We start from the raw sequence: 21,443 nt of genomic DNA, 5'->3' as shown, positions 1-21,443 counted from the left end.
GACATGGCCACGCCCGTCCTGGCCGCCGTCGACGGCACGCCCGACAGCGGCCCGGCCGTCCGGTGGGCCGCCGAGGAGGCCGAACGGCAGGGCCGCCCGCTGCGCCTCGTCCACGCCTGGGGCCGGCCCGAGCACCTCGCGCCGGCCCTGCCGGGCGTCAGCGAGGTGCGCGGCCGGGCGCTCGCCGCGCTGGCGGGAGAGGCGGCCCGGGTCCGGAGCGAGCATCCGGCGGTCCCGGTGGAGACCGCGCTCCTGGAGGTGCCGGCGCCGCGCGGCCTGCTCGCGGAGGCGGAGCACGCCGCCCTCGTCGTGGTCGGCACCCACCGGCCGCGCGGACTGCCCGGGCTGTTCCTCGGCTCGGTCGGCCTCGCCGTCGCCGCCCGGACCACCCGCTGTCCCGTCGTCCTCGTCCCGCCCCGGGCCCGGGAGCAGCCCGGCCCGGTGGTGGTGGGAGTCGACCCGGTCCGCCCCTCGGGCACCGCGGTCGCGTTCGCGGCCCGGGAGGCCCGGGTCCGGGAGCTGACGGCCCGCGCCGTTTCCGCCTGGCCCCAGCCGGGCTGCTGGGACGACATCGGTGAGGACGAGCGCGCCTCGGTGGCCCACGCCGAGCTGGAGCGGCTGGGGCGCGTGCTTCCGGGGCCGCTGCGCACCGCCGCCCGAGCCCTGCCGGGCCGGCCGTCCACGGTGCTGCTCGCCGCGTCGGCGGACGCCGCGCTGCTCGTCCTCGGCCGCTCCGGCCGCCGGCTCGGACCGGTCGCCGGAGAGGTCTGCGAGTACGCCGTCTGCCCGGTCGCGATCGTCCCGGACGCGTGATCCCGCGCTGCGCCGCCGCCCGGCGGGCAGAATCGGAGAGAAGCCGACGCACCTTCCCCCGGGAGCAGGAATGGACGAGAACCCCCCGGCCGAGGCCGAGCAGCGTGTGACCGTGTTCCTGCTCGACGACCACGAGGTGGTCCGGCGAGGGGTGCGCGACCTGCTGGAGGCCGAACCCGACATCGAGGTGGTCGGCGAGGCGGGCACCTGCGCGCAGGCCCTCGCCCGGGTGCCGGCGCTGCGTCCGCAGGTCGCCGTGCTCGACATCCGGCTGCCGGACGGCGACGGCGTCGGCGTCTGCCGGGAGCTGCGCGACCGGATGCCCGGGCTGGTCTGCCTGATGCTGACCTCGTTCGACGACGACGACGCCCTGCTGGACGCGATCATGGCGGGCGCCGCCGGGTACGTGCTCAAGCAGGTCAAGGGCTCCGACCTGGTGAGCGCGGTGCGCACGGTCGCCTCCGGGCAATCGATGCTGGACCCGGCCACCACGCGCAAGCTGATGGAGAGCCTGCGCCACCACGACGAGAGCGACACGCAGGCGGCGCTCGCCCAGCTCACCCCGCGCGAGCGGGAGATCCTCGTGCTGATCGGCGAGGGGAAGACCAACCGCGAGATCGGCCAGGAGCTCTACCTGGCCGAGAAGACGGTCAAGAACCACATCTCCCGGATGCTCGCCAAACTCGGTGTCGAACGCCGGCTCCAGGCCGCGGTGCTCGCCGCACACGCGGAGGGCGAGCACCAGCACCCCGCTCGGCCGCATTGAGCCCGCTCGGCCCGGCGGACAGGTCCGTCCGGCCCATGCGGGAGGAGCGGCTCCGGCCCGACCGTGGAGGGTGAGGGGCAGCGGCCCCACCCCGCACCGGCCAGGAGGCCGTGATGATGTACTACGACCACGGAATGAACGGTTGGGGCTTCGGCCTGATGATGTTCGGCATGCTGCTCTTCTGGGGCCTGCTGATCGCCGGAGGCGTCGCGCTGTTCCGCTACCTGGGGCACGCCTCCCAGCACCACGCGGCCCCGCCGCCCGCCCCACCGGCGCCGGCCGGACCCGCGCGCACCGATCCGGAGCAACTGCTCGCCGAGCGGCTGGCGCGCGGCGAGATCGACCCCGACGAGTACCGCCACCGCCTCGAAACGCTGCGGGCCGGCCGCGGCCAGGGCACCGGCTGAGCCGGGGGGAGGCTCTCATGAACATCCGGACCCTGGACGCGCAGACCCTGGAGACGCTGGTCTCCGCCGCGGTCGCGGCGCCGTCCGTCCACAACACGCAGCCCTGGCACTTCCGACTGGTACCGGAGACCTCCTCGCTGGAGGTGCGGTCGGTGCCCGAACGCACCCTGGCGGTGATGGACCCGGAGGGCCGGGCGCTGCACATCTCGGTCGGCGCGGCCGTGTTCAACCTGCGCGCGGCCGCCCGCCACCTCGGCTGGATCCCCGACGTCCGGCTGCTCCCGGACCCGGCCGAGCCCGACCTGCTCGCCGCGATCGGCCTGGACGAGCCCGCAGCCGTCCACCTGCGGGCCACCGACACGCTGTACGAGGCGATCTGGCACCGGCACTCGATCCGGACGCCGTTCACCGGCCCCCCGGTGCCGGGCCCGGTGCTCGCCGAACTCGCCGAAGCCGCCCTGGCCGAGGACGCCGCGCTGTTCCTGCCCGACCGCGCCGAGACCGAGCGGCTGCTGCACCTGACCGCCGAGGCCGAGCGGCTGGGCACCACCGACCCGGCCCTGCGGCAGGAGAGCCGCAGCTGGATCCAGCAGCCCGGGGAGCCGCTCGGGATCCCCGTCTCCGCGCTCGGGCCGCAGGACAGCGGCGGACACCTGCCGATGCGCGACTTCGGCGCGCTGCAGCCGGAACGGCACCTGGCCCCCGCCGCGTTCGAGCCGGAGCCCAGGATCGCCGTCCTCACCACCCGCGGCGACGCCCGCACGGACTGGCTGCAGGCCGGCATGGCGCTGCAGCACGTCCTGCTCGTCGCCACCGTGCACCAGGTGCGGGCCTCGCTCCTGCACCAGGCGATGGAGTGGGGCAATCTGCGCTGGGCGGCCCGGGAGACCCACCAGGGCCCGGGACACGTCCAGATGCTGATCCGGATCGGCTACGGCCCGGAGGGGGCGCCCACGCCCCGGCTGCGCGCGAAGGACGTACTGGACCGCTGAGCGTCAGTCCGCCGGGAGCGGCACCCGCCAGACCAGGCGGGTGCCGCCCCCTTCCGGTGCGGTGGCCTCGAAAGTGCCGCCCAGCCCGGCGGCCCGCTCGGCGAGATTGGCCAGGCCGCTGCGCCTTCCTCCCGACGGCAGGCCGACGCCGTTGTCGCGGACCGTCACGGTGAGGTGGTCACCGGCCTCCACCACGACCTCGACCGCGCTCGCCCCGGCGTGCCGGGCGGCGTTGGACAGGGCCTCCTGCAGCACCGCCACCGCCTCGTCGGCGACCTCCTTCGGCACGGCCGCGTCCAGCAGGCCCGCCGTCCGCAGCGCCGGGGCGAATCCGAGCACCTCGGCGGCGCGGTCCACCACCGCGGCCACGGCGGCCCGCAGCCCGGCCACCGCCGGGCCGCTCTCGCGGGCGCGCAGCCCGAAGATGGTGGAGCGGATCGTCTTGGCGGTCTCGTCGAGGTCGTCGATGGCCCGCAGCACCCGGTCGGTCGCCTCCGGGTGCTCGATGAAGCGCATGGCGCCCTGCAGCGTCATCCCGGTGGCGAAGAGCCGCTGGATGGCCAGGTCGTGCAGGTCCCGGGCGATCCGGTCGCGCTCCTTGAGCAGGGCCACCTGCTCGGAGTCGCGGCGCCGTTCGGCCAGCTCCATCGCGACCGCGGCCTGGCCGGCGAAGCCGAGCAGCGGCGCCGACTCGTCCGCCTCGAAGAGCGGCGAACCGGTGGACCGGGCCATCATCAGCACACCGCGCACACCCAGCTCGGCGGTGCCGATCGGCACCGCGACGGCCGGGCCGAGACCGGCCCAGCGGGGAGGGCCGACGGTGATCCGCGGGTCCCGCTGCACGTCCGCACTGACCACGGGACCGCCGGTGAGGGCGGCCGCGCCCATGAAGGAGCCCTTCAGCGGGAGGATCAGGCCGCTGTGCTCGCTCGCGCCCTTGCCGACGGCGATCCGTACCTCCAGCTCCTCCGTCTCCGGCAGCGGCAGGGCGACCACCACCAGATCGGCGCGGGCGATCTCGGTGGCCCGCGCCACCAGCAAGTCGAGCACCTGCTGCTCGGAGCTGCCGGACAGCAGGCTGCTGGTGACCTCGGCGCTCGCGGTCAGCCAGCGCTCGCGCAGCCGGGCCTGGGCGTACAGCCGGGCGTTCTCGATCGCCACCCCGGCCGCCACCGCGAGGGTGGAGAGCACCGCCTCGTCCTCGGCGTCGAACACCCCGCCGCCCCGCTTCTCGGTCAGGTACAGGTTGCCGAACACCTTGCCGCGGATCCGGATCGGCACCCCGAGGAAGCTGTGCATCGGCGGGTGGTTGGCCGGAAAGCCGTAGGACGTCGGGTGGTCGGAGATGCGGTCGAGCCGCAGCGGCTCCGGGTGACGGATCAGCTCGCCGAGGATCCCGTGGCCGGAGGGCAGCGGGCCGATCCGCCGGGCCTGCTCGTCGCTGATGCCGACCGGGATGAACTGGGACAGCCGCTGGTCCTCGCCGACCACCCCGAGCGCGCCGTACTCGGCGTCCACCAAGGTGACCGCGGCCTCCACGATGTGCCGAAGGGCCTGGGTCAGCTCCAGGTCGCGGCCCACCGCGAGCACGGCCTCCAGCAGGCTGTGCACCCGGTCGCGGGTGCCGCGGGCCGCGTCGAGCCGGCTCTGCAACTCGTCCAGCAGGTCGTCCAGCCTCAGCTGCGGCAGGGGGGTCGGACTGTCGGGTGCGCTGCCCACCGCTTCCTCCGGAGCCTCGGTGACGGCACTCCCAGCGTAGGCCCGCGCGGCGGGCCCGGCCCGCGAACCGGGGCCGGTCGGCCCACCCCGCGGACCCGGCGGACCCATGGTCATGACGTCGCCCCGGGTGACCCTGGAGACGGGGGAACCCGAACGTGACGGGAGTGAGGACGATGAAGGCCCTGACCTACCACGGACCCGGCCGCCGTACCTGGGGCGAGGTGCCGGACCCGGTGGTCCGGGACCCGGAGGACGCGGTCGTCCGGGTGGACGCCGTCACCATCTGCGGCACCGACCTGCACATCCTCAAGGGCGACGTCCCCGAGGTCACCGAGGGCCGGGTGCTCGGCCACGAGGCCGTGGGCACCGTCGTGGACGTCGGACCCGGCGTGCGCACCTTCGCCGCGGGCGACCGGGTGCTGATCTCCTGCATCTCCGCCTGCGGGCGCTGCGCGTACTGCCGCCAGGGCACCTACGGGCAGTGCACGGGCGGCGGAGGATGGATCCTCGGACACCTGGTCGACGGCACCCAGGCCGAGTACGTGCGCACCCCGTTCGCCGACACCTCCCTGCACCACCTGCCCGGCGGGGTCACCGACGAGCGGGCGCTGCTGCTGGCCGACATCCTGCCCACCTCGTTCGAGGTCGGGGTGCGCAACGGCCGGGTGGGACCCGGCGACACCGTGGTGATCGTCGGCGCGGGCCCGATCGGGCTGGCCGCCGTGACGACCGCCCGGCTGTACAGCCCCGGCCGGATCGTCGCCGTCGACCTCGCCCCCAGCCGCCTGGAGGCCGCGAAGCGGGCCGGCGCGGACGAGGTGCTGGACGCCGCCACGGGCGACGACGCGGCGATCCGCGCGCTCAGCCGGGACGGACTCGGCGCTGACGTCGCGATCGAGGCCGTCGGCGTACCGGAGACCTTCGAACTGTGCACGCGGGTGGTGCGCCCCGGCGGACGGATCGCCAACGTGGGTGTGCACGGCCGACCCGCCACGCTCCACCTCGAGGACCTCTGGATCAAGAACGTCACCATCACCACCGGCCTGGTCGACACCAGCACCACCCCGCTGCTGCTGGAGATGCTCGCCGCCGGGCGGCTCGACACCGACGACCTGGTCACCCACCGGTTCGGCCTCGACGAGATGCAGGACGCCTACGACGTCTTCGCCGACGCCGGAAGCAACGGCGCCCTGAAGGTCGCCCTGTTCCGGACCTGATCCGGCATGTGCACGAGAAGGTGAGACCCCCATGGACACGCGTCTGCACCCCGACCCCCAGGTGCTCGCCCGCCGGATCGCCGACCGGATGGCCCGGCTGGACATGGACGAGGAGGAGCTGGCCCGCGAGGCGGGCATGTCGCCCCAGTACCTGGCGGTTCTGACGGCCAGTGGTCCCGGCTTCGACCCGAACGGGTTCCTGCGCGTCGCCGCCGCCCTCGGGCTGACCTACCGCGAACTGATCGAGGGGCGCGCCGACCTGCCGCCCGGGCAGGGCGCACCCGGTCTGCGGCCCGCGCTCCTGCGGTTCGGCGAGGAGGAGTGCTGGGACCGGCTGGGCAACCGCGGGGTCGGACGGATCGTCCTGCCCGCCGAACCCGCACCGCTGGCCTTCCCGGTCAACTACGCCGTCGACGGCCGCACGATCGTCTACCGGACCAACCCGGACGGCGCCGCGGCGGCACCCGACGGAACGGCGGTGTCGTTCCAGGTCGACCGGATCGACGACCACCGCAGCCACGGCTGGAGCGTCCTGCTCACCGGCACCGTCGAGCGGATCACCGACCCGCCGACGCTGCAGCGGCTGCTGCGCGACCTCGCCGTGCAGCCCTGGGCGGGCGGCCCGCGCCTGCTGTGGATCCGGGTCCGGCCCCAGCAGATCACCGGGCGGCGCATCACCAGCACGCTGAACGGCGGCGACGACTGAACACGGGCCCGGACGTCCGGCGCGCAGGTCACCGGCCCGTACGAGGTGACGACGGCCCGCGCCGTCCGGCTGCGGGCCGGCCAGGAGCCCGTCGGCCTGCCGGTCCGGGCCGCCCCGGAGGGGCGGGAGGGCGGGAGGGCCGAGTGGCCCAGGGGAAAGGGCCGGTGGGTGTCCCCGGGGGAGGCTGCCGGACCCTTGGGCCGGGGCCCGCCGAGGCGCACGGTGGGAACAGGACACGAGTCCGGCAGCCCTGCCAGGCAAGGAGCGACTCCCATGACCGAGCGGCCCCTGACACTCACCGACCTCTGGCTCGTGGTGGCGGCCGGATCGGCGGCACCGTCCCTGCACAACAGCCAGCCGTGGAGGTTCCGGCCGACCGCCGACCTGGACGGCCTGCTGGTCTACGGGGACCGGACCCGGGCGGTCCCGGCCACCGACCCGGACGGGCGGGCCCTCCACCTGTCGGTCGGCGCAGCGGTGTTCAACCTGCGGGCCGCCGCCTCCCACCTGGGACGCGGCGCCGAGGTGCGGCTGTGCCCCGACCCCGGCGACCCGGACCTGCTGGCCACGCTCGACTTCTCCGGTGACGGGCCGCGGCTCGCGCCGGAGTACTACGAGGCCGTCGGCCGCCGCCACTCCAGCCGTCTGCCGTTCACCAACCGGGACGTGCCCGAGGCGGTGGTCGGTCAACTGATGGACGCCGCGGCGGCGGAGGACGTGCACCTGGCGGTGCTGGAGGAGGCCGGCGCGCGGCGCGTGCTGGAACTGACCACCGAGGCCGAGCGGCGGACCTCCGCCGACCTGCAACGGCAGGCGGAGACCCGCGGCTGGCTGCGGGCCGAGCCGTCCGCCGACGGCATCCCGCTGGCCGCCATCGGCCCGCTCGACCACGACGCCCGGGTCCCGATGCGCGGCTTCGCCGGCCGCCCGCAGCAGTCCGCGAAGCCCACCGAGCGGTTCGAGGCGCTCCCGCAGCTGGCCGTGCTGAGCACCCACGGGGACCGCCCGGCCGACTGGCTGCGGGCCGGCCAGGCCCTGGAGCGGATGTGGCTGCTGGCGACCGCCCGGGGCCTGCGCGCCTCGGTCCTGCACCAGGCCGTGGAGTGGCCGGACACCCGGTGGCGGCTGCGCGACCCGGCCGAAGGCCCCGGCCACGTCCAGGCCGTGGTCCGCATCGGGTACGGCCCTCCCGGGGCCGCGACGCCGCGCCGCGCGGTGGACGAGGTGCTCGACCTCGGCGGCCTCCCGCTCGGCGCCCGGTGAACGGAGACCGGCCGATGTCGACCGTCCAGCGACCCCCGACCGCCAGTGCGGCGCTGCTCACCGACGGCACCACCGTGACCATCCGCCCGATCGACCCCGCCGACCGGGCGGCCGTCCTCGCCCTGCACGCCGACCGGATGTCGGAGGAGAGCCGGCGCCTGCGCTTCCTCGGATCGAGCGCGCGTGCCGCCGACCTGACCGCCGACCGGCTGTGCGGGCCGCTCAGGACGGACGGGTTCGCCCTCGGCGCCTGGGCCGCGGACGTCCTCGTCGGCGAGGCCGACTACGAGGTCCTCGACGAGGCCGCCGGCACCGCCGAGCTCGCCCTCGCGGTCGCGGACGCCTGGCAGCACCGGGGTGTCGGAACCCTGCTGCTGGAACACCTGGTGCACGCCGCCCGCGAGCACGGCCTCGCGGCCTTCGAGGCGGACACCCTGGCCGGCAACCGGGCCGTCCACCGCGTCTTCACCGACCTCGGCCTGCCGGTCCACCGCCGCTACGAGCAGGGCGAGGTGAAGGTCAGGGTGCCGCTCGCCGAGGCCGACGAGGGCTACCGCCGGGCCGTGGACGAGCGCGGCCGCGCCGCGGACGTCGCCAGCCTGGGCGCGCTGCTGCGCCCCGCCTCGGTCGCCGTCGTCGGTGCCTCGCGACGGCCCGCATCGGTCGGGGGGAGCGTGCTGCGCAAGATTCGCGACGGCGGGTTCACCGGCGAGGTGTGGGCGGTCAACCCGCACGCCGACCAGGTCGCGGGCAGGACGGCGTACCCCTCCGTCGCGGCCCTGCCGGACGTGCCGGACCTCGCGGTCCTCGCCGTGCCCGCCGCCGCCGTGCCGGCGGTGGCCGAGGAGTGCGGACAGGTGGGCGTACGGGCGCTGGTGGTGCTCACCTCCGGCCTCGACGCCGGGCAGGCCAGGCGGCTGAGCGGCAGCTGCCGCCGGCACTCGATGCGGCTGGTCGGGCCGAACAGCCTGGGCATCGCGGCCACCGACCCCCGGGTCCGGCTCGACGCCGAGTTCGGCGGCGCCTTCCCGCTGCCGGGCACCGCCGGCGTCGCCGTACAGTCCGGCGGGGTGGGCATCGCCCTGCTGCAGCGACTGGCGTGGCTCGGCATCGGCGTCTCCAGCTTCGTCTCGCTCGGCGACAAGTACGACGTCAGCGGCAACGACCTGCTGCAGTGGTGGGAGAGCGACGGGCACACCGACCTCGCCCTGCTGCACCTGGAGTCCTTCGGCAACCCGCGGGCGTTCGCCCGCACCGCCCGCCGGGTCACCCGTTCGATGCCCGTCCTCACCGTGGACGCCGGACGCTCCGCCGCCGGAAGGCGCGGCGCCGCCTCGCACACCGCCGCCGCCGCGACGCCGACGGTCACCCGCGAGGCGCTCTTCCGGCAGGCCGGCATCACCGCCGCGCGGTCCGTCGCCGAGCTGGTGGAGACCGCCGCGCTGCTGCACGCCCAGCCGCTGCCCGCCACGCGCGGCGCCGTCGCGGTGGTGTCCAACGCCGGCGGCGTCGGCATCCTCGCCGCGGACGCCTGCGCCGACGCCGGCCTCGTGCTGCCCGACCTGCCGGCCGACCTCGCCGCCCGACTGCTCGACCTGCTGCCCGCCGGAGCCTCGGCGGCCAATCCGGTCGACACCACCGCCGCCGTCGGACCCGACCGGTTCCGGGCCTGTCTGGACGCCCTCGAACACAGCGACGCCGTGGACGCCCTGATGGTCTGCCTGGTCCCGACCGCCCTGTCCGACGAGCCGGAGAGCGGTCTGCTCCGGGCCCTGCTCGACGGCGGAGCACGCAGACGGATACCGGTGACCGTCGTCCGGCTCGGCCAGCAGGTGCCCGTCACCCGGCTGCGCGCCGCGGACGGAGTGCTGCCGCAGTACGCGGACCCGCGGTCGGCCGCCGCCGCGCTCGCCCACGCCCGCGAACGGTCCCGGTGGCTCGGCCGGCCGATCGGCGCCGACGTCGACGTGCCCGGGTGCGACCCCGGCGCGGCCCGCCGGATCGTCGACGCCCACCTCGCCGAACACCCCGCCGGCGGATGGCTCGACCCGCTGGCCACCGCCACCCTGCTGGCCTGCTACGGACTGCCGCTCACCACCACCGTGTGGGCCCGCGACCCGCACTCCGCCGTCGTCGCGGCCCGCGCGCTGCGCCACGACGGCCACGACGGCCGGACCGTCCTGAAGGCCTACTGGCCCGACCAGGTGCACAAGAGCGCCGCGGGTGCCGTCCGTACCGGTCTGCGCACGGATCGGGACGTCCGCGACACCTACCGGGAGTTCACGGCCGCGTTCGGGGACCGGATGGCCGGGGTCGTCGTGCAGCCGATGGCCGCACCCGGCGTGGAACTGCTCGCCGGCCTGGTCCAGGACCAGGTGTTCGGGCCGCTGGTCGTCCTCGGCCTCGGCGGCACCGCCACCGACGTGCTGGACGACCGGGCGGCCCGCCTCGCCCCGCTCACCGACCTCGACCTGCCCGAGATGGTCGCCGGACTCCGGGCCGCCGCCCTGCTGTCCGGACGGCCGGGCAGCCCGCCCGTGGACCTGCCGGCAATCCACCGGATCCTCGCCGGCCTCTCCCGGATGGCCGACGACCTCCCCCAGATCGCCGAGGCGGACCTCAACCCCGTGATCGCCCGGCCCGACGGCGTGCTCTGCGTGGACGCCCGGATCCGGGTGGAACCCAGGCCCCCGTTCGACCCGTACCTGCGCCGGCTGCGCCGACCGCAGGGCCTCCCCGAGGAGGAGCCGTGAACCGGCACAGCATCCTCGACGGCACTTCCCGCGAAGGCCCCGAGCGGTCCGACCACCCGGCGGCCGCCCCGGTCCGGCAGTTCATGCGCCGTCCCGCCGTCGCCGTCACCCCCGACACCGACTTCGCCACCCTGGTCGCCGCCGTCACCGCGTCCCGGTACGGCGTGCTCCCGGTGGTCGGCGGCGACGGGATCGTGGTCGGCGTGGTCGCGGCCTCCGACCTGCTCGCCGCCTACGGGGCCGCCGCGGACCGCGACCGGCCCCCGGCCCTGGTCCGGGCCCGGGACCTGATGACGGCGCCCGCCGTCACCGTGACCGAGGACCGGCCGGCCCGCGAGGCGCTCCGCACCGCGCTGCGGGCGGCGGTCCACCACCTGCCCGTGGTCGACGCCGACGGCCGCCCGGTCGGCGTCCTGTCGCCCTACGACCTGCTGGACGCGCTGCGCCGCGCCGACCAGGCGATCCACGACGAGGCCCTGTCGCTGGCCCTCACCCCCGGCTCGGGCGTCGTGCCCGGGTCGTTGCACGTCAGGTGCGAGCGCGGGACGGTCCTGCTGACGGGGCGCACCCGCACCCGCTCCGACGCCGCGGCCCTGTGCCTGGAGGTCTCCCGGATCGACGGCCTGGCCGGTCTCACCGACCACCTGCGGTGGGACGTGGACGATGTGGCCCCGGCGGCGACCGGCAGCACTCCCGGCAGCACTCCTTGACCGCCGTCAGTCAACGAACAGGTGTCGGGCCTCCGCCGGCCCGAGGCCCTCGGCGGGTTCCTGCCGCCGGCCGTAGTGGTGCAGGTGCGAGTCCGGGCCCGGGAAGAACTCGGAGACCCGGCCGGTGTCCTCCCAGCACACGTCGTACGGCGGGCTGCCGTCCGCGTGGTGCAGCGCGACGATCCGGCCGTCGCGGCGCGGTACGCCGGGACGGGTGCCCTCGACGATGATCCGGTCCCCGACGGAGGCTCTCATCGGGTCCTCCTCTCCGGGTCCGCCGGCGCGGCCGCTGCGGCGGCGGTGATGGTCCGTCCGGTGACGACGGCGGGCTTGACCCGCAGCCACAGCTCGCGCTCCCCGCCCGGCCACGGCTCGGGGTTGTGGCGCCGCCTCAGCGCCGCTGTCGCCGCCGGCCCGTCGAAGCGGTTCGCGGTACCGCGGACCAGCACGCTCCAGCCGGTCCTGAGGGCCTCGTCGACCCGGTCGACCTCGACCGCGATCCGCTGCCCGAGGGCTGCGGCCAGCGGCCCGCGCTCGCCGGTCCGGAAGACCAGCGTGCCGTCCAGCACCCGGTAGTTGACCGGAAGGATGAGCGGACCCTCCGGGGTGGTCAGGGCCACTCGGCCGACGCCGCCCGGGGAGAGCTTGGCCCAGCACTCCCAGGGAGCGAGATCCGCGAGCCGCGGACGGGCCGCGGAGCCGCCGGCGCCGGGCGGAAGATCGAGGCCCCCGCCGAGCAGATCGGCCGCCGTGGTCCCCAGGGCCGCGGCCAGGGCGAGGACCGTGCCCGTCCCCGGGTCCGCCGGTGCGGTCTCCAGGTACTCCAGGTACCCCTCGGCGATCCCGGCCCGGGCTGCGGTGTCGGCGCGGCTCAGGCCGAGCTGCTCGCGGCGCCGGGCGACGCGTCGCCCGAGGTCGCCGGGGTCGGGGCGTGGTGACCGCTGGGGTCCGTGTGTGACGGCGCTCATGAACATGGCCCGCTCCCTCCGGAGCCGCGTGGGTGCTTCTGTCTCCAGCGTCGGCGAGCCGGCGGGCGGACGGGAGGGCCGGTCGGCCCCCGGCGCCGCCGGGCGGCCCGCCCTTCGGACACGCGGGGCCGGCGGACCAGGACGCGTTCGCCGGACCGCGGGACGACGGCCGTCCGGTCCGGTTCGCGGTCGATCCGGTCGCGCGGCGTTCCCCGTTCCGCCCTGAAGGCGGGCAGGCCCGGACGGCGTGCGGGCTCGGGGCGGCCGGTTCGTTCCTCCCGGAGGCCGGTCGGGTCGGGTCTCACGCCTTCTCGGCCTCGGCCACGTGCTGTTTCACGGTGGCGAAGCTGTCCGGGGTGACCGAGATGGAGTCGATCCCGGCTTCGACCAGGAAGCGGGTGAACTGCGGGTCGTTGCTGGGCCGCTGGCCGCAGAGGCCGACGGGCCGGCCCGCCGCGTGCGCGGTCGCGACGAGCCGCTCGATCGAGCGGGTGACGGCCGGGTCGCTCTCGTCGAAGACGTGCGCGAGCAGGTCCGAGTCGCGGTCGACGCCCAGGGTGAGCTGGGTGAGGTCGTTGCTCCCGATCGAGAAGCCGTCGAAACGCGCCGCGAACTCCTCCGCGAGCACGATGTTGGACGGGATCTCGGCCATCACGTACACCTGCAGAGCGTTGCGCCCGCGCGCCAGTCCGTGGGCCGCCATCTCGGCCAGCACCCGGTCGCCCTCGGCGGGTGTCCGGCAGAACGGGATCATCACGATCACGTTGGTCAGCCCCATCACGTCGCGGACCCGGCGCAGGGCCCGGCACTCCAGCGCGAAGCCCTCGCGGTAGCGGTCGTCGTAGTAGCGGCTCGCGCCCCGCCAGCCGATCATCGGGTTGGCCTCGACCGGCTCGAACGGCCGGCCGCCGACCAGCCCGGCGTACTCACTGCTCTTGAAGTCGCTGGTGCGCACTGTCACGGGGTCGGGCCAGCGGGCGGCGGCGATCTCGGCGATGCCGTGCGCGAGCCGGTCGACGAAGTACTCGGTGCGGTCCGGGTACCCGGCGCTCAGCTCGTCCACCCGGCGCCGCTCCTCGGCCGGCAGGCGCTCCGGGTGGATCAGCGCCATCGGGTGGACCCGCACCTGGTGGGCCACCACGAACTCCGTACGCGCCAGCCCGACCCCGTCCGCCGGCAGCTGCCACCAGCGGAACGCGGCGGCCGGGTCGGCGAGGTTGAGCATCACCCGGGTCCGGGTGCTCGGCAGTGCGCCGAGGTCGGTCTCGCTCTCCTCGAACGCGACCCTTCCGGCGTACACGCGGCCCTGTGCGCCCTCCGCGCAGGAGACGGTCACCTGCTGCCCGTCGGCCAGCAGCTCGGTGGCCCGCCCCGTACCCACCACGGCCGGCACACCCAGTTCGCGGCTGACGATCGCGGCGTGGGAGGTCCGACCGCCGTGGTCGGTGACGATGGCGGCGGCCCGCTTCATCAGCGGCTCCCAGTCCGGGTCGGTGATCGGAGCGACCAGCACCGCACCGGCGGGGAAGCGCTCCAGCTCGGAGGCGCCCGCGAGGGCGCAGACCGGGCCGACCCCGATCGCCTCGCCGACCGCGATGCCGTCCACCAGCCGTTCGCCGGTTCCGGTCAGGCGGTAGCGGCGCAGGACGGCGGCGGTCCGCCGGGACTGCACGGTCTCAGGCCGGGCCTGGACCAGGAACAGGTCTCCGGAGCGCCCGTCCTTGGCCCACTCGAGGTCCATCGGGCAGCCGTAGTGGCGCTCCACCTCGACCGCCCACCGGGCGAGCGTGCGAAGCTCCGCGTCGTCCAGGACCCGGGCCGCCCGCTCCTCGGTGCCGGTCTCGACGGTCCGGGTCAGGCCCCCCTCTGCGTACACCGTCTTGTGGCGCTTCGCCCCCACGGAGACGCGCAGCACCGGGTCCAGCGTTTCGTCCGCGAGGAACGGTTTGAACAGCAGGTACTCGTCAGGGTCCACCCGGCCGCCCACCACGCTCTCGCCGAGCCCCCACGCCGCACTCACCAGGACCACCCCGGGGAAGCCGCTCTCGGTGTCCAGGGTGAACATCACCCCGGCCCCGCCGAGGTCCGAGCGGACCATCAGCTGCACGCCGACCGACAGCGCCACCGCGAGGTGGTCGAACCCCATCCGCTCGCGGTAGTCGATCGCCCGGTCGGTGAACAGCGAGGCGAAGCAGCGGCGGCAGGCGTCCAGCAGCGCGGCCTCGCCCCGCACGTTGAGGAAGGTCTCCTGCTGACCCGCGAAACTCGCCTGCGGCAGGTCCTCGGCGGTGGCACTGGAGCGCACCGCCACGTCGGGATCGCCGCGCCCGGTGGCCCGGGCCAGCGCGCGGTACCCGTCCACCACCTCCTGTTCCAGGGCCGGAGGCAGCGGGGCGGCCGACAGCGCCGCCCGGACCGCCGCGCCCACCTCGGCGAGCGGGGCGCCCTGCCGCAGCCGTTCGAGCTGCTCGGCGACCCGGGCACGGAGGTCGCCGGCGAGGAACTCGCGGAAGGCGTCCGCGGTCGTGGCGAAGCCGTCGGGGACACGCACACCGGACGGTCCCAGCCGGGTGATCAGTTCGCCCAGGGATGCGTTCTTCCCGCCGACCAGGCCGACGTCCGCGCGGCCGAGTTCGGTGAAGCGGATGACACGTCGCATGCTGCCGCCTCCGCGGTCAGTAGGGGAGCGGTCGGCCGGCCGGGGACCGCAGGTCCAGTGGCGGGCGCGACGACGGTCGGGCAGGACGCTTGACGATCCGAACGCGGTCCATGGCAGCCACCTCCTGGAGACCGTGACTCCAGCCTGGCCCGGTGTGGCGCCCGCCCCGAGAGGCGGCGGTCCCCGTCCTCCGGCCCGACCGGGGCACCCCGCCCGGGCCCACCGGCCCCATGCGGGCCGAGACGCTCAACGGCGGCGGACAGCTCGGGCCGCCGCAGCCGACACCAGCGCCACCGCGCCGACGGGCAGGAGCTCGGCCCCGCTGAGCGGCACGGTGTGCAGGAGGCCGGCGAGCGCCGGCAGGTACAGGGCCGCCAGACCCAGGCCGGCCGAAGCCAGCACCGCCAGCGGCAGGAACGGGTGTCCGCGGGCCGGCCACCGCTCGCGCAGGCCGACGCACACGCCGAGCTGGGCCGCCAGGAGCGCCAGGAACAAGGTGCTCTGCGCCGGGCCGCCGTCCCGGTCGACCCACAGGGCCGCCGCCAGGCTGCCCGCCGTGACCACCGCACCGAGCAGCAGCACCCGCTGCCACAGCCCGTCACCGAGCACCTGCTGCTCGGGCGGGCGGGGAGGGCGGTGCATGGCGTCCGGCGAGGCCGGCTCGGCCCCCATGGCGACCCCGGTCAGTCCGTGGGTCAACAGGTTGATCCACAGGATCTGACCCGCCAGCAGCGGAAGGGCCATGCCGAAGGCGGGCCCGGTCAGCATCACCAGGATCTCGGCGGCACCGCCGGCCATCGCGTAGAGCAGGAAGCGGCGGATGTTGTCGTACACCCGGCGGCCCTCCTCGACGGCGGCGACCACGGTGGCCAGTTCGTCGTCGGCCAGCACCAGGTCGGCGGCCTGCCGGGCCACCTCGCTGCCCCGGTGGCCCATCGCCACGCCGATGTCGGCCCGCCGGAGCGCGGGCCCGTCGTTGACCCCGTCGCCGGTCATGGCCGTGACCGCGCCCGCCTCCTGCCAGGCCCGGACGATGTCGAGTTTCTGTGCCGCGCTCGTTCGGGCGAAGACCCGGACGGCGGTCGGGTCGGCGACCGGGCCGCGGGCGAGCTCGCCGCCGGTGACCGCCCGGCCCGCGGCGCCGAGCGGAATGCCCACCCGCTGCGCGACGGCCAGCGCCGTCCCCGGGTGGTCGCCGGTGATCAGCACCGGGGTGATGCCCGCCTCCCGGCACCCGGCCAGGGTCGCCCCTGCGGAGGCCTTCGGCGGGTCCTCCAACGCCACCAGCCCCAGCAGGCGGAGGCCCCGTTCGGCGGCTTCGGCAGGCTCCGGAAGATCCGGACGGACCCCGGCGGCGATCGCCAGGACCCGGTAACCGCGCGCCGCCAGGTGCGCGGCCTCCGCCATCGCCTCGGAGGTGATGGCGGGCGGTTCGGCGAGGACGTCCGTGGTGAGGACGGCCTCGGGGGCGCCCTTGAGCAGGACCTCGACACGCCCGTCCGGTCGGCGGTGCAGGGTGGTCATCCGGCGGCGAGCACTGTCGAACGGGACCTCGGCCACCCGGGGGCCGGCCGTGAGCTCCTCCGCCGGGTCCACGCCCGCTTTCGCGGCCGCTGCCAGCAACGCCGCCTCGGTCGGATCGCCGAGCGCCGACCAGTCACCGTCGTCGGGCGGCTGCGGTGCCACCAGCGACGCGTCGCCGCACAGCGCCGCTGCGCGCAGCACCTCGCGGATCGCCAGACGGCCGGCCACGTCGTCCGGGACGACCGTGACCGCGCCGGCCGGTCGGTAGCCACGACCGGACAGGACGGCACTCGCCGCCGGTGTCCAGACCCGCTCCGCGAACATCACCCCCTCCGTGAGGGTGCCCGTCTTGTCGGTGGCCAGGACCGTTACCGAGCCGAGCGTCTCGACCGCTGGCAGGTGCCGGACGATCGCGTGCCGCGCGGCCATCCGCTGGGCGCCCAGCGCCAGGCTGAGCGTCACCACGGCGGGGAGCGACTCGGGGACGGCCGCCACCGCCAGGCTGATCGCGGTCACCGCCATCAGCTCGAACCCCTGGCCTCGGGCCAGCCCCCAGCCGAAGACCACCACCGACAGCCCCACCGCCACCGCGGCGAGCACGCGGCCCAGACCCGCCAGACGTCGCTGCAGCGGCGTGGCGCGGGAACGGGGGCGCAGCTGTGCGGCGACCTGGCCGAGAGTGCTCTCCGCGCCGGTCGCCGTCACCTCGGCGACCCCTCGGCCACGCACCACCACGGTCCCGGCGAGAACGGTGGACGGACCGGTGGTCCCCGGATCCGCATCCCCGGGCACTGCCCCCGGCGCGGCCGTCTTGTCGACCGGTACGGACTCCCCGGTCGCGGTCGACTCGTCCACCAGCAGGGCTTCGGCCCGCACCAACCGGCCGTCCGCGGCGACGATGTCCCCCGCGCCCAGGACCACGGTGTCGCCGGGCACCACGGCAGCAGCCGGGACCTGCCGCTCCGTGCCGTCCCGGACCACCAAGGCGCCAGGGGCGCTGAGGGCCCCGAGTGCCTCGACGGCCCGGTCGGCCCTGACCTCCTGCGCCACGCCGACCGCGGTGTTGGCGACCACCACCAGGCCGATCACGACGGCGTCCGGGTAGTCGGCGGTCGCGAGGGTCAGCAGGACGGCGGCGAGCAGCACCAGCACGAGGGGATCGCGGAGCTGGGCAGCGACCCGGGACCAGAGCGGGATGCTCGGCACGGACGCGATCACGTTCGGTCCGTGGCGCTCCAGGCGCAGCGCCGCCTCCGAGGAGCTGAGCCCGGCCGAGCGGCCCGTCCCGGGCGGACGAGCGGGGGAGTGCTTCGCGGGCGTGGTCATCGTGCGCCGTCCCCGGGTGTGATCCTGCGCGTCCGGTCAGCTCGGCTGGCGCCGGGTCCAGTGGGGCTCGACCAGGGTCCACTCGGTGTCCCACTGGGCGAGGCGGCGGCGGTCGAGCAGGAGGAGGCTGCCTTTCCAGGCGCAGAGGCACAGCAGGGGGACCGTGGTCGCGAGGGTGGCGGCGGTGAGCCAGCCGTCCTGGGCGGCCTGGCCGCGGGTGACCGGGGCGGGGACGACGGCGCCCCGGGCGTCGGTCCAGACCGTCACCGTGCTGCCGGCCCGCTCGCCCGACCAGACCTGGACGGACGCTGTCCGGGTGGCCCCGTCCGCCGTGGTCCAGGCGGCGGTGGCCGGGACCTTGGCGGGCGTACCGGAGTCGGCGAGGGGCGCGTCGGCGGTGAGCCGGGCCTCCACCGGTTGCCGGGTGGCCGAGGCGGTCTGGCCGGCGTGCAGCTGCGCCCGGTAGGTGGCGAACCCGGCTGCCGCGGCGGCCGGCAGGGCGAGGACGGCCGTGGCGAGCAGGACGGAGCCCAGCCACCACTGGACGCGGTCGCTGCCCCGCCGCAGCGGGTTGCCGCGTCGGCGCGCACGGTTGAGCATGGCGGCCCACCTCCTCGCGGGCACCCGGACGGTGCTCCCGGCTGACTCCAGCTTGGACCGCCCGGCGCTGTTCGGCCCAGGACCGAGTGGCCCGGGCGGAGGGCCGACCGGCCCCGCCGGCGAAGGGCCGGGGGACCGGAGGGCCGTACCGCCGGTGCGGTGCGTCAGCTGGGGAGGCAGGGGCCGCTGGGCGATGGGGAGACCGAACTGCCTGGCGACGGGGAGACGGTGGTGTCGGGAGTGGGCGAGAACGAGCCGCCGCCGGGGGTGGGGGTGAAGAAGGCGGCGGGGCTCGTCGGGGCGACCGGGAGGAGGGTGATCCAGCAGGGCTGCGGCTTGCCCGGGCCGAACAGCGAGATGTGGTTGATCACGTACGGGCCCTGGAGGTACCAGCCGTGGAACCACACGGTGACCGAGGTGGTGGACGGCCCGGTGGTGAAGGTGGTCCGCAGGACGTTGGACTGCGGGAGGTTCGACCAGAGGGACGGGTCCGGGCCGCCCGTCCCGGTGGCGCCGACGAAGACGTACGGGCCCTGCACGTTCGCCGTCAGCGTGTAGGTGGACGACGGCTCGACCGGGACCTCCTGGCTGCACCCGGCGTAGTCGACGTCGCCGGGGTAGCCCTGCAGGCCCGAGGAGGCGCCGCTCGCGGGCAGGACCATGCGGCCGCAGGACCAGAAGGTCAGGTGGTTGCCGATGTTGAAGCCGCCGTTCCTGATCGCCTCGACGTCGGTGGCCGCGGAGGCGGGGCCGCCCCAGCTGAACAGGAGGGCGGCCGACGCGACGGCGGCGGCCAGCAGGCCGGCCGGCAGCGCTCGGCGGTCGCGGCGGCGGTTCGGGGTGCGCATGCTGTCTCCAGGTGGGGGCTGGTGGTTGGAGGTCAGTGCGGGGAGCGCGCGCACCACACAGTGGAGTAGACCAATTGCGCTGTCAAGGGGTGCCATCGGAGCGGACGCCGACCCGGGCTGAGGGGGCGTCAGGGTCGCGTGGGACCATGCCCGGCACGGAGGGGACGATTTCTGGCGTCTTCGCGCTGGTCGGGACGCTCACCGGCGCGGCGGCCGCCCACCTGTTCCAGCGGCGGGCGGCCGGGCAGGCGCTGCGGTCGGGGCGCGAGGAGTGGCTGCGGCGGCAACGGCTGGAGGCGTACAGCGCCTTCGCCGGGACGGTGCTGTCCTTCCGGCGGGCGCAGCACCGCCGGGCCCGCGAGCGCCTGCGCGGCACGCCGGAGGCGGAGTCGGCGGCCGTCGCCGACGAGTCGCGGCACCTGCGCGCCGCCGCCTGGGAGTCGTACTACCGGCTGCGGATGCTCGCCCGGAGCCCGGCGATCACCGAGCTCGCCGAGCGGGCCGTGCAGGAGGCCGCCGCCGTCCGCTCGGCCGCCGACGGGGGTGACCTCGACCGCCGGGCCGCCACCGCGCGCGACGCGGTCACCCGCTTCAGCGACCTGGCGGGCGAGCAGATCCGGCCGTAGGGCGACGGCCGTCACCGGGCGGCTCGCGGCCGACGGGGCCGGCGGTCGGTTGGGCTTGCCGCCTCGGGCGGTCGACCCGTCCGCTTCGGCCCGGCGCCTCAGCCCGTTGCGGGTCCGGGGACGCGGCAGCGGCCGGTGGCGAGTACGACGCCCCGCACCGCGGCCGCCGTCACGGCGAGCAGCAGGGAGGCGGAGTACAGCCCGGACTTCAGCCCGTTGACCGCGCTGACCGCGGCCGCCAGGCCGTCGAGGTGGGCCGGGTAGGCCGTCAGCAGCGCGGTCAGGCCGGCGTCCTCCAGCAGGTTGGCCGCGGCCGCCGCGAGCGGGACGGCGAGCAGCGCCCACCGCAGCCCGGCCCGGGCGCGGGGCGTGGCCCAGCGCAGGGTGGCCGCGGTGAACAGCGTGAAGGCGGCGATCAGCGGCAGGTCCAGCAGCAGGACCAGCAGGTGGTCCCGCCGGCCGTCGGCGCCGAACGCGGTCAGCCAGGCGTACGCGGTGTCGGCGGAGTAGCCGCCGGTCCGGGGCTCGGCGGCGTTGCGCGCACCCAGCAGGTTGAGGATGCCGCTGCCGTACGCGTCGTGGAAGCGCGTCGCCGCGACCGTCATGGCGGCCATCAGGGCGGCGAAGGCGCCGAGCGCCGCGAGCGCGACCCGGCCCGGACGGGCGCGGAGCGCGGTGCGCGGGGTGGCGGTCATCGGGTCTCGCTCCTCACGGCGGCCAGCGCCGCCTGTTCGATGGTCAGGTCGTGCACGTCGGTGCCGAGCAGGTCGAGGGCGCCGGGCGCGGCGAGGTCGGACACCAGCACCGGCTGCAGGACGCAGCCCGCGAAGACGGCCGCGAGCAGGTTCCGGGCGCCCTCGCGCACCTCGCCGGCGTGCTGGCCCTCGGCGATCAGCTCCTCGATGACGTGCAGCGGGTACTCGCTGCCGGGTGGCAGGCCCGGCATCAGCGAGCCTGTGCGGTGCAGCGCGAAGAGGAAGGCGTGCGGCTGCGCCCGGTACGCGGCGAGCATCGCGCGGACCGCCCCTGCCAGCCGCTCCAGCGGGCCGCCGGGGCCGTCGGCCACCTCGCGCAGCGTGCGGACGTACGCCTCGACGGTCTCGGCGTACAGGGCGCGGGCGATCGCCTCCTTGGACGGGTAGTGCCGGTAGAGCGCGGCCTCCGACATTCCGGCGCGCTCGGCGATGTGCTTGGTGCGGGTCGCGTCGTACCCGCGCTCGGCGAAGCAGGCGAGCGCGGCGGCGTGCAGGGCGGGCTTCTGGCTGGGCCTGGGCAACGTCCACCTCCAAAGTGAATGTTTACTTACTTTGGCGGACGGACCGCACCGAGTCAAGGCGAAACGCCCCACGCCCGGCCCCGGGCGACGGGCGGTGAACCGCGTTGTCGGGGGCGGGGGTGGTCGTCTAGGGTCGGCCGGGTGACTGCCGGGTCGGCCTTGGGCCACGCACGAGTGGGGTTCCCGGCCTCGGCGTGAACCCGGGGCGGGCCCGTGGCCCGCCGTCCCCTCCGCGTCCTCGCTCCCGGCGCCCGCATTCCGGCGCCCCCG

19 protein-coding genes are annotated in these 21,443 nt (G+C 76.0%); 10 read left to right on the top strand and 9 right to left on the bottom strand.

Annotated features, from left to right (window positions below; translation table 11 throughout):
- The first annotated feature begins 3 nt into the window (after positions 1-3).
- From ABEB06_RS02515 to ABEB06_RS02500, 4 genes are all read left to right on the top strand, one after another.
- Positions 4-813, top strand: a complete 810-nt coding sequence (locus tag ABEB06_RS02515; protein ID WP_345695103.1) for a universal stress protein — start codon at positions 4-6, stop codon at positions 811-813.
- A 70-nt stretch (positions 814-883) separates the two neighbouring features.
- Positions 884-1,579 carry a response regulator gene (locus tag ABEB06_RS02510; RefSeq protein ID WP_345695102.1) on the top strand — a complete coding sequence of 232 codons (696 nt, stop codon included), beginning with the start codon at positions 884-886 and terminating at the stop codon, positions 1,577-1,579.
- 113 nt (positions 1,580-1,692) lie between these two features.
- Positions 1,693-1,986: an SHOCT domain-containing protein gene (locus ABEB06_RS02505; RefSeq protein WP_345695101.1), complete on the top strand. Its 294-nt coding sequence runs from the start codon at positions 1,693-1,695 to the stop codon at positions 1,984-1,986.
- Positions 1,987-2,003: 17 nt separating this feature from the next.
- Positions 2,004-2,978 (top strand): Acg family FMN-binding oxidoreductase, encoded by a 975-nt coding sequence (locus tag ABEB06_RS02500; protein WP_345695100.1) that lies wholly within the window; start codon positions 2,004-2,006, stop codon positions 2,976-2,978.
- 3 nt (positions 2,979-2,981) lie between these two features.
- Here ABEB06_RS02500 and ABEB06_RS02495 read toward each other — a convergent pair whose 3' ends face one another.
- Positions 2,982-4,697 (bottom strand): sensor histidine kinase, encoded by a 1,716-nt coding sequence (locus ABEB06_RS02495; protein ID WP_345695099.1) that lies wholly within the window; start codon positions 4,695-4,697, stop codon positions 2,982-2,984.
- Positions 4,698-4,870: 173 nt separating this feature from the next.
- Between ABEB06_RS02495 and ABEB06_RS02490 the strand changes: the two genes are divergently transcribed.
- The 5 genes from ABEB06_RS02490 (at position 4,871) to ABEB06_RS02470 (ending at position 11,346) form a co-directional block, all read left to right on the top strand.
- Positions 4,871-5,914 (top strand): zinc-dependent alcohol dehydrogenase family protein, encoded by a 1,044-nt coding sequence (locus ABEB06_RS02490; protein ID WP_345695098.1) that lies wholly within the window; start codon positions 4,871-4,873, stop codon positions 5,912-5,914.
- A 31-nt stretch (positions 5,915-5,945) separates the two neighbouring features.
- Positions 5,946-6,620 (top strand): pyridoxamine 5'-phosphate oxidase family protein, encoded by a 675-nt coding sequence (locus tag ABEB06_RS02485; RefSeq protein WP_345695097.1) that lies wholly within the window; start codon positions 5,946-5,948, stop codon positions 6,618-6,620.
- A 273-nt stretch (positions 6,621-6,893) separates the two neighbouring features.
- Positions 6,894-7,883 carry an Acg family FMN-binding oxidoreductase gene (locus ABEB06_RS02480; protein WP_345695096.1) on the top strand — a complete coding sequence of 330 codons (990 nt, stop codon included), beginning with the start codon at positions 6,894-6,896 and terminating at the stop codon, positions 7,881-7,883.
- Between the two features lie 14 nt (positions 7,884-7,897).
- The gene (locus ABEB06_RS02475) at positions 7,898-10,636 is read left to right on the top strand and encodes a bifunctional acetate--CoA ligase family protein/GNAT family N-acetyltransferase (RefSeq protein ID WP_345695095.1); all 2,739 of its coding nucleotides are present in this window, start codon (positions 7,898-7,900) and stop codon (positions 10,634-10,636) included.
- Entirely contained in the window at positions 10,633-11,346 is a 714-nt protein-coding gene (locus ABEB06_RS02470) for a CBS domain-containing protein (protein ID WP_345695094.1), read from the top strand. The genes ABEB06_RS02475 and ABEB06_RS02470 overlap by 4 nt, the downstream gene beginning before the upstream one ends.
- 6 nt (positions 11,347-11,352) lie before the next feature.
- Here the strand turns inward: ABEB06_RS02470 and ABEB06_RS02465 are convergent, their stop codons facing one another.
- The 6 genes from ABEB06_RS02465 to ABEB06_RS02440 form a co-directional block, all read right to left on the bottom strand.
- On the bottom strand, positions 11,353-11,601 hold the full coding sequence (locus ABEB06_RS02465) for a DUF1918 domain-containing protein (protein ID WP_345695093.1): 249 nt from the start codon (positions 11,599-11,601) through the stop codon (positions 11,353-11,355).
- Complete coding sequence (locus ABEB06_RS02460) at positions 11,598-12,314, bottom strand: pyridoxamine 5'-phosphate oxidase family protein (protein WP_345695092.1); 717 nt, start codon at positions 12,312-12,314, stop codon at positions 11,598-11,600. Before ABEB06_RS02460 ends, ABEB06_RS02465 begins: the two co-directional genes overlap by 4 nt.
- Before the next feature lie 301 nt (positions 12,315-12,615).
- Positions 12,616-14,973: a phosphoenolpyruvate synthase gene (ppsA, locus tag ABEB06_RS02455; RefSeq protein WP_345695091.1), complete on the bottom strand. Its 2,358-nt coding sequence runs from the start codon at positions 14,971-14,973 to the stop codon at positions 12,616-12,618.
- A 246-nt stretch (positions 14,974-15,219) separates the two neighbouring features.
- Positions 15,220-17,823 (bottom strand): cation-translocating P-type ATPase, encoded by a 2,604-nt coding sequence (locus ABEB06_RS02450; protein WP_345695090.1) that lies wholly within the window; start codon positions 17,821-17,823, stop codon positions 15,220-15,222.
- Between the two features lie 36 nt (positions 17,824-17,859).
- Entirely contained in the window at positions 17,860-18,423 is a 564-nt protein-coding gene (locus ABEB06_RS02445) for an Rv1733c family protein (protein WP_345695089.1), read from the bottom strand.
- A gap of 164 nt (positions 18,424-18,587) precedes the next feature.
- Positions 18,588-19,271, bottom strand: a complete 684-nt coding sequence (locus ABEB06_RS02440) for a hypothetical protein (protein ID WP_345695088.1) — start codon at positions 19,269-19,271, stop codon at positions 18,588-18,590.
- 146 nt (positions 19,272-19,417) lie between these two features.
- On the opposite strand from ABEB06_RS02440, the gene ABEB06_RS02435 reads away from it, so the two are divergent.
- Positions 19,418-19,897 (top strand): hypothetical protein, encoded by a 480-nt coding sequence (locus ABEB06_RS02435; protein WP_345695087.1) that lies wholly within the window; start codon positions 19,418-19,420, stop codon positions 19,895-19,897.
- A gap of 98 nt (positions 19,898-19,995) precedes the next feature.
- On the opposite strand, the gene ABEB06_RS02430 is transcribed toward ABEB06_RS02435, so the two are convergent.
- Entirely contained in the window at positions 19,996-20,592 is a 597-nt protein-coding gene (locus ABEB06_RS02430) for a hypothetical protein (RefSeq protein WP_345695086.1), read from the bottom strand.
- Complete coding sequence (locus ABEB06_RS02425) at positions 20,589-21,173, bottom strand: TetR/AcrR family transcriptional regulator (protein ID WP_345695085.1); 585 nt, start codon at positions 21,171-21,173, stop codon at positions 20,589-20,591. The genes ABEB06_RS02430 and ABEB06_RS02425 overlap by 4 nt, the downstream gene beginning before the upstream one ends.
- Positions 21,174-21,443: the final 270 nt, after the last annotated feature.

The organism is Kitasatospora terrestris (assembly GCF_039542905.1).
In the GTDB taxonomy this organism is placed as follows: domain Bacteria; phylum Actinomycetota; class Actinomycetes; order Streptomycetales; family Streptomycetaceae; genus Kitasatospora; species Kitasatospora terrestris.
The sequence above is the reverse complement of the archived record's forward strand: the minus strand, read 5'-3'. Positions and strand labels throughout refer to the sequence as shown.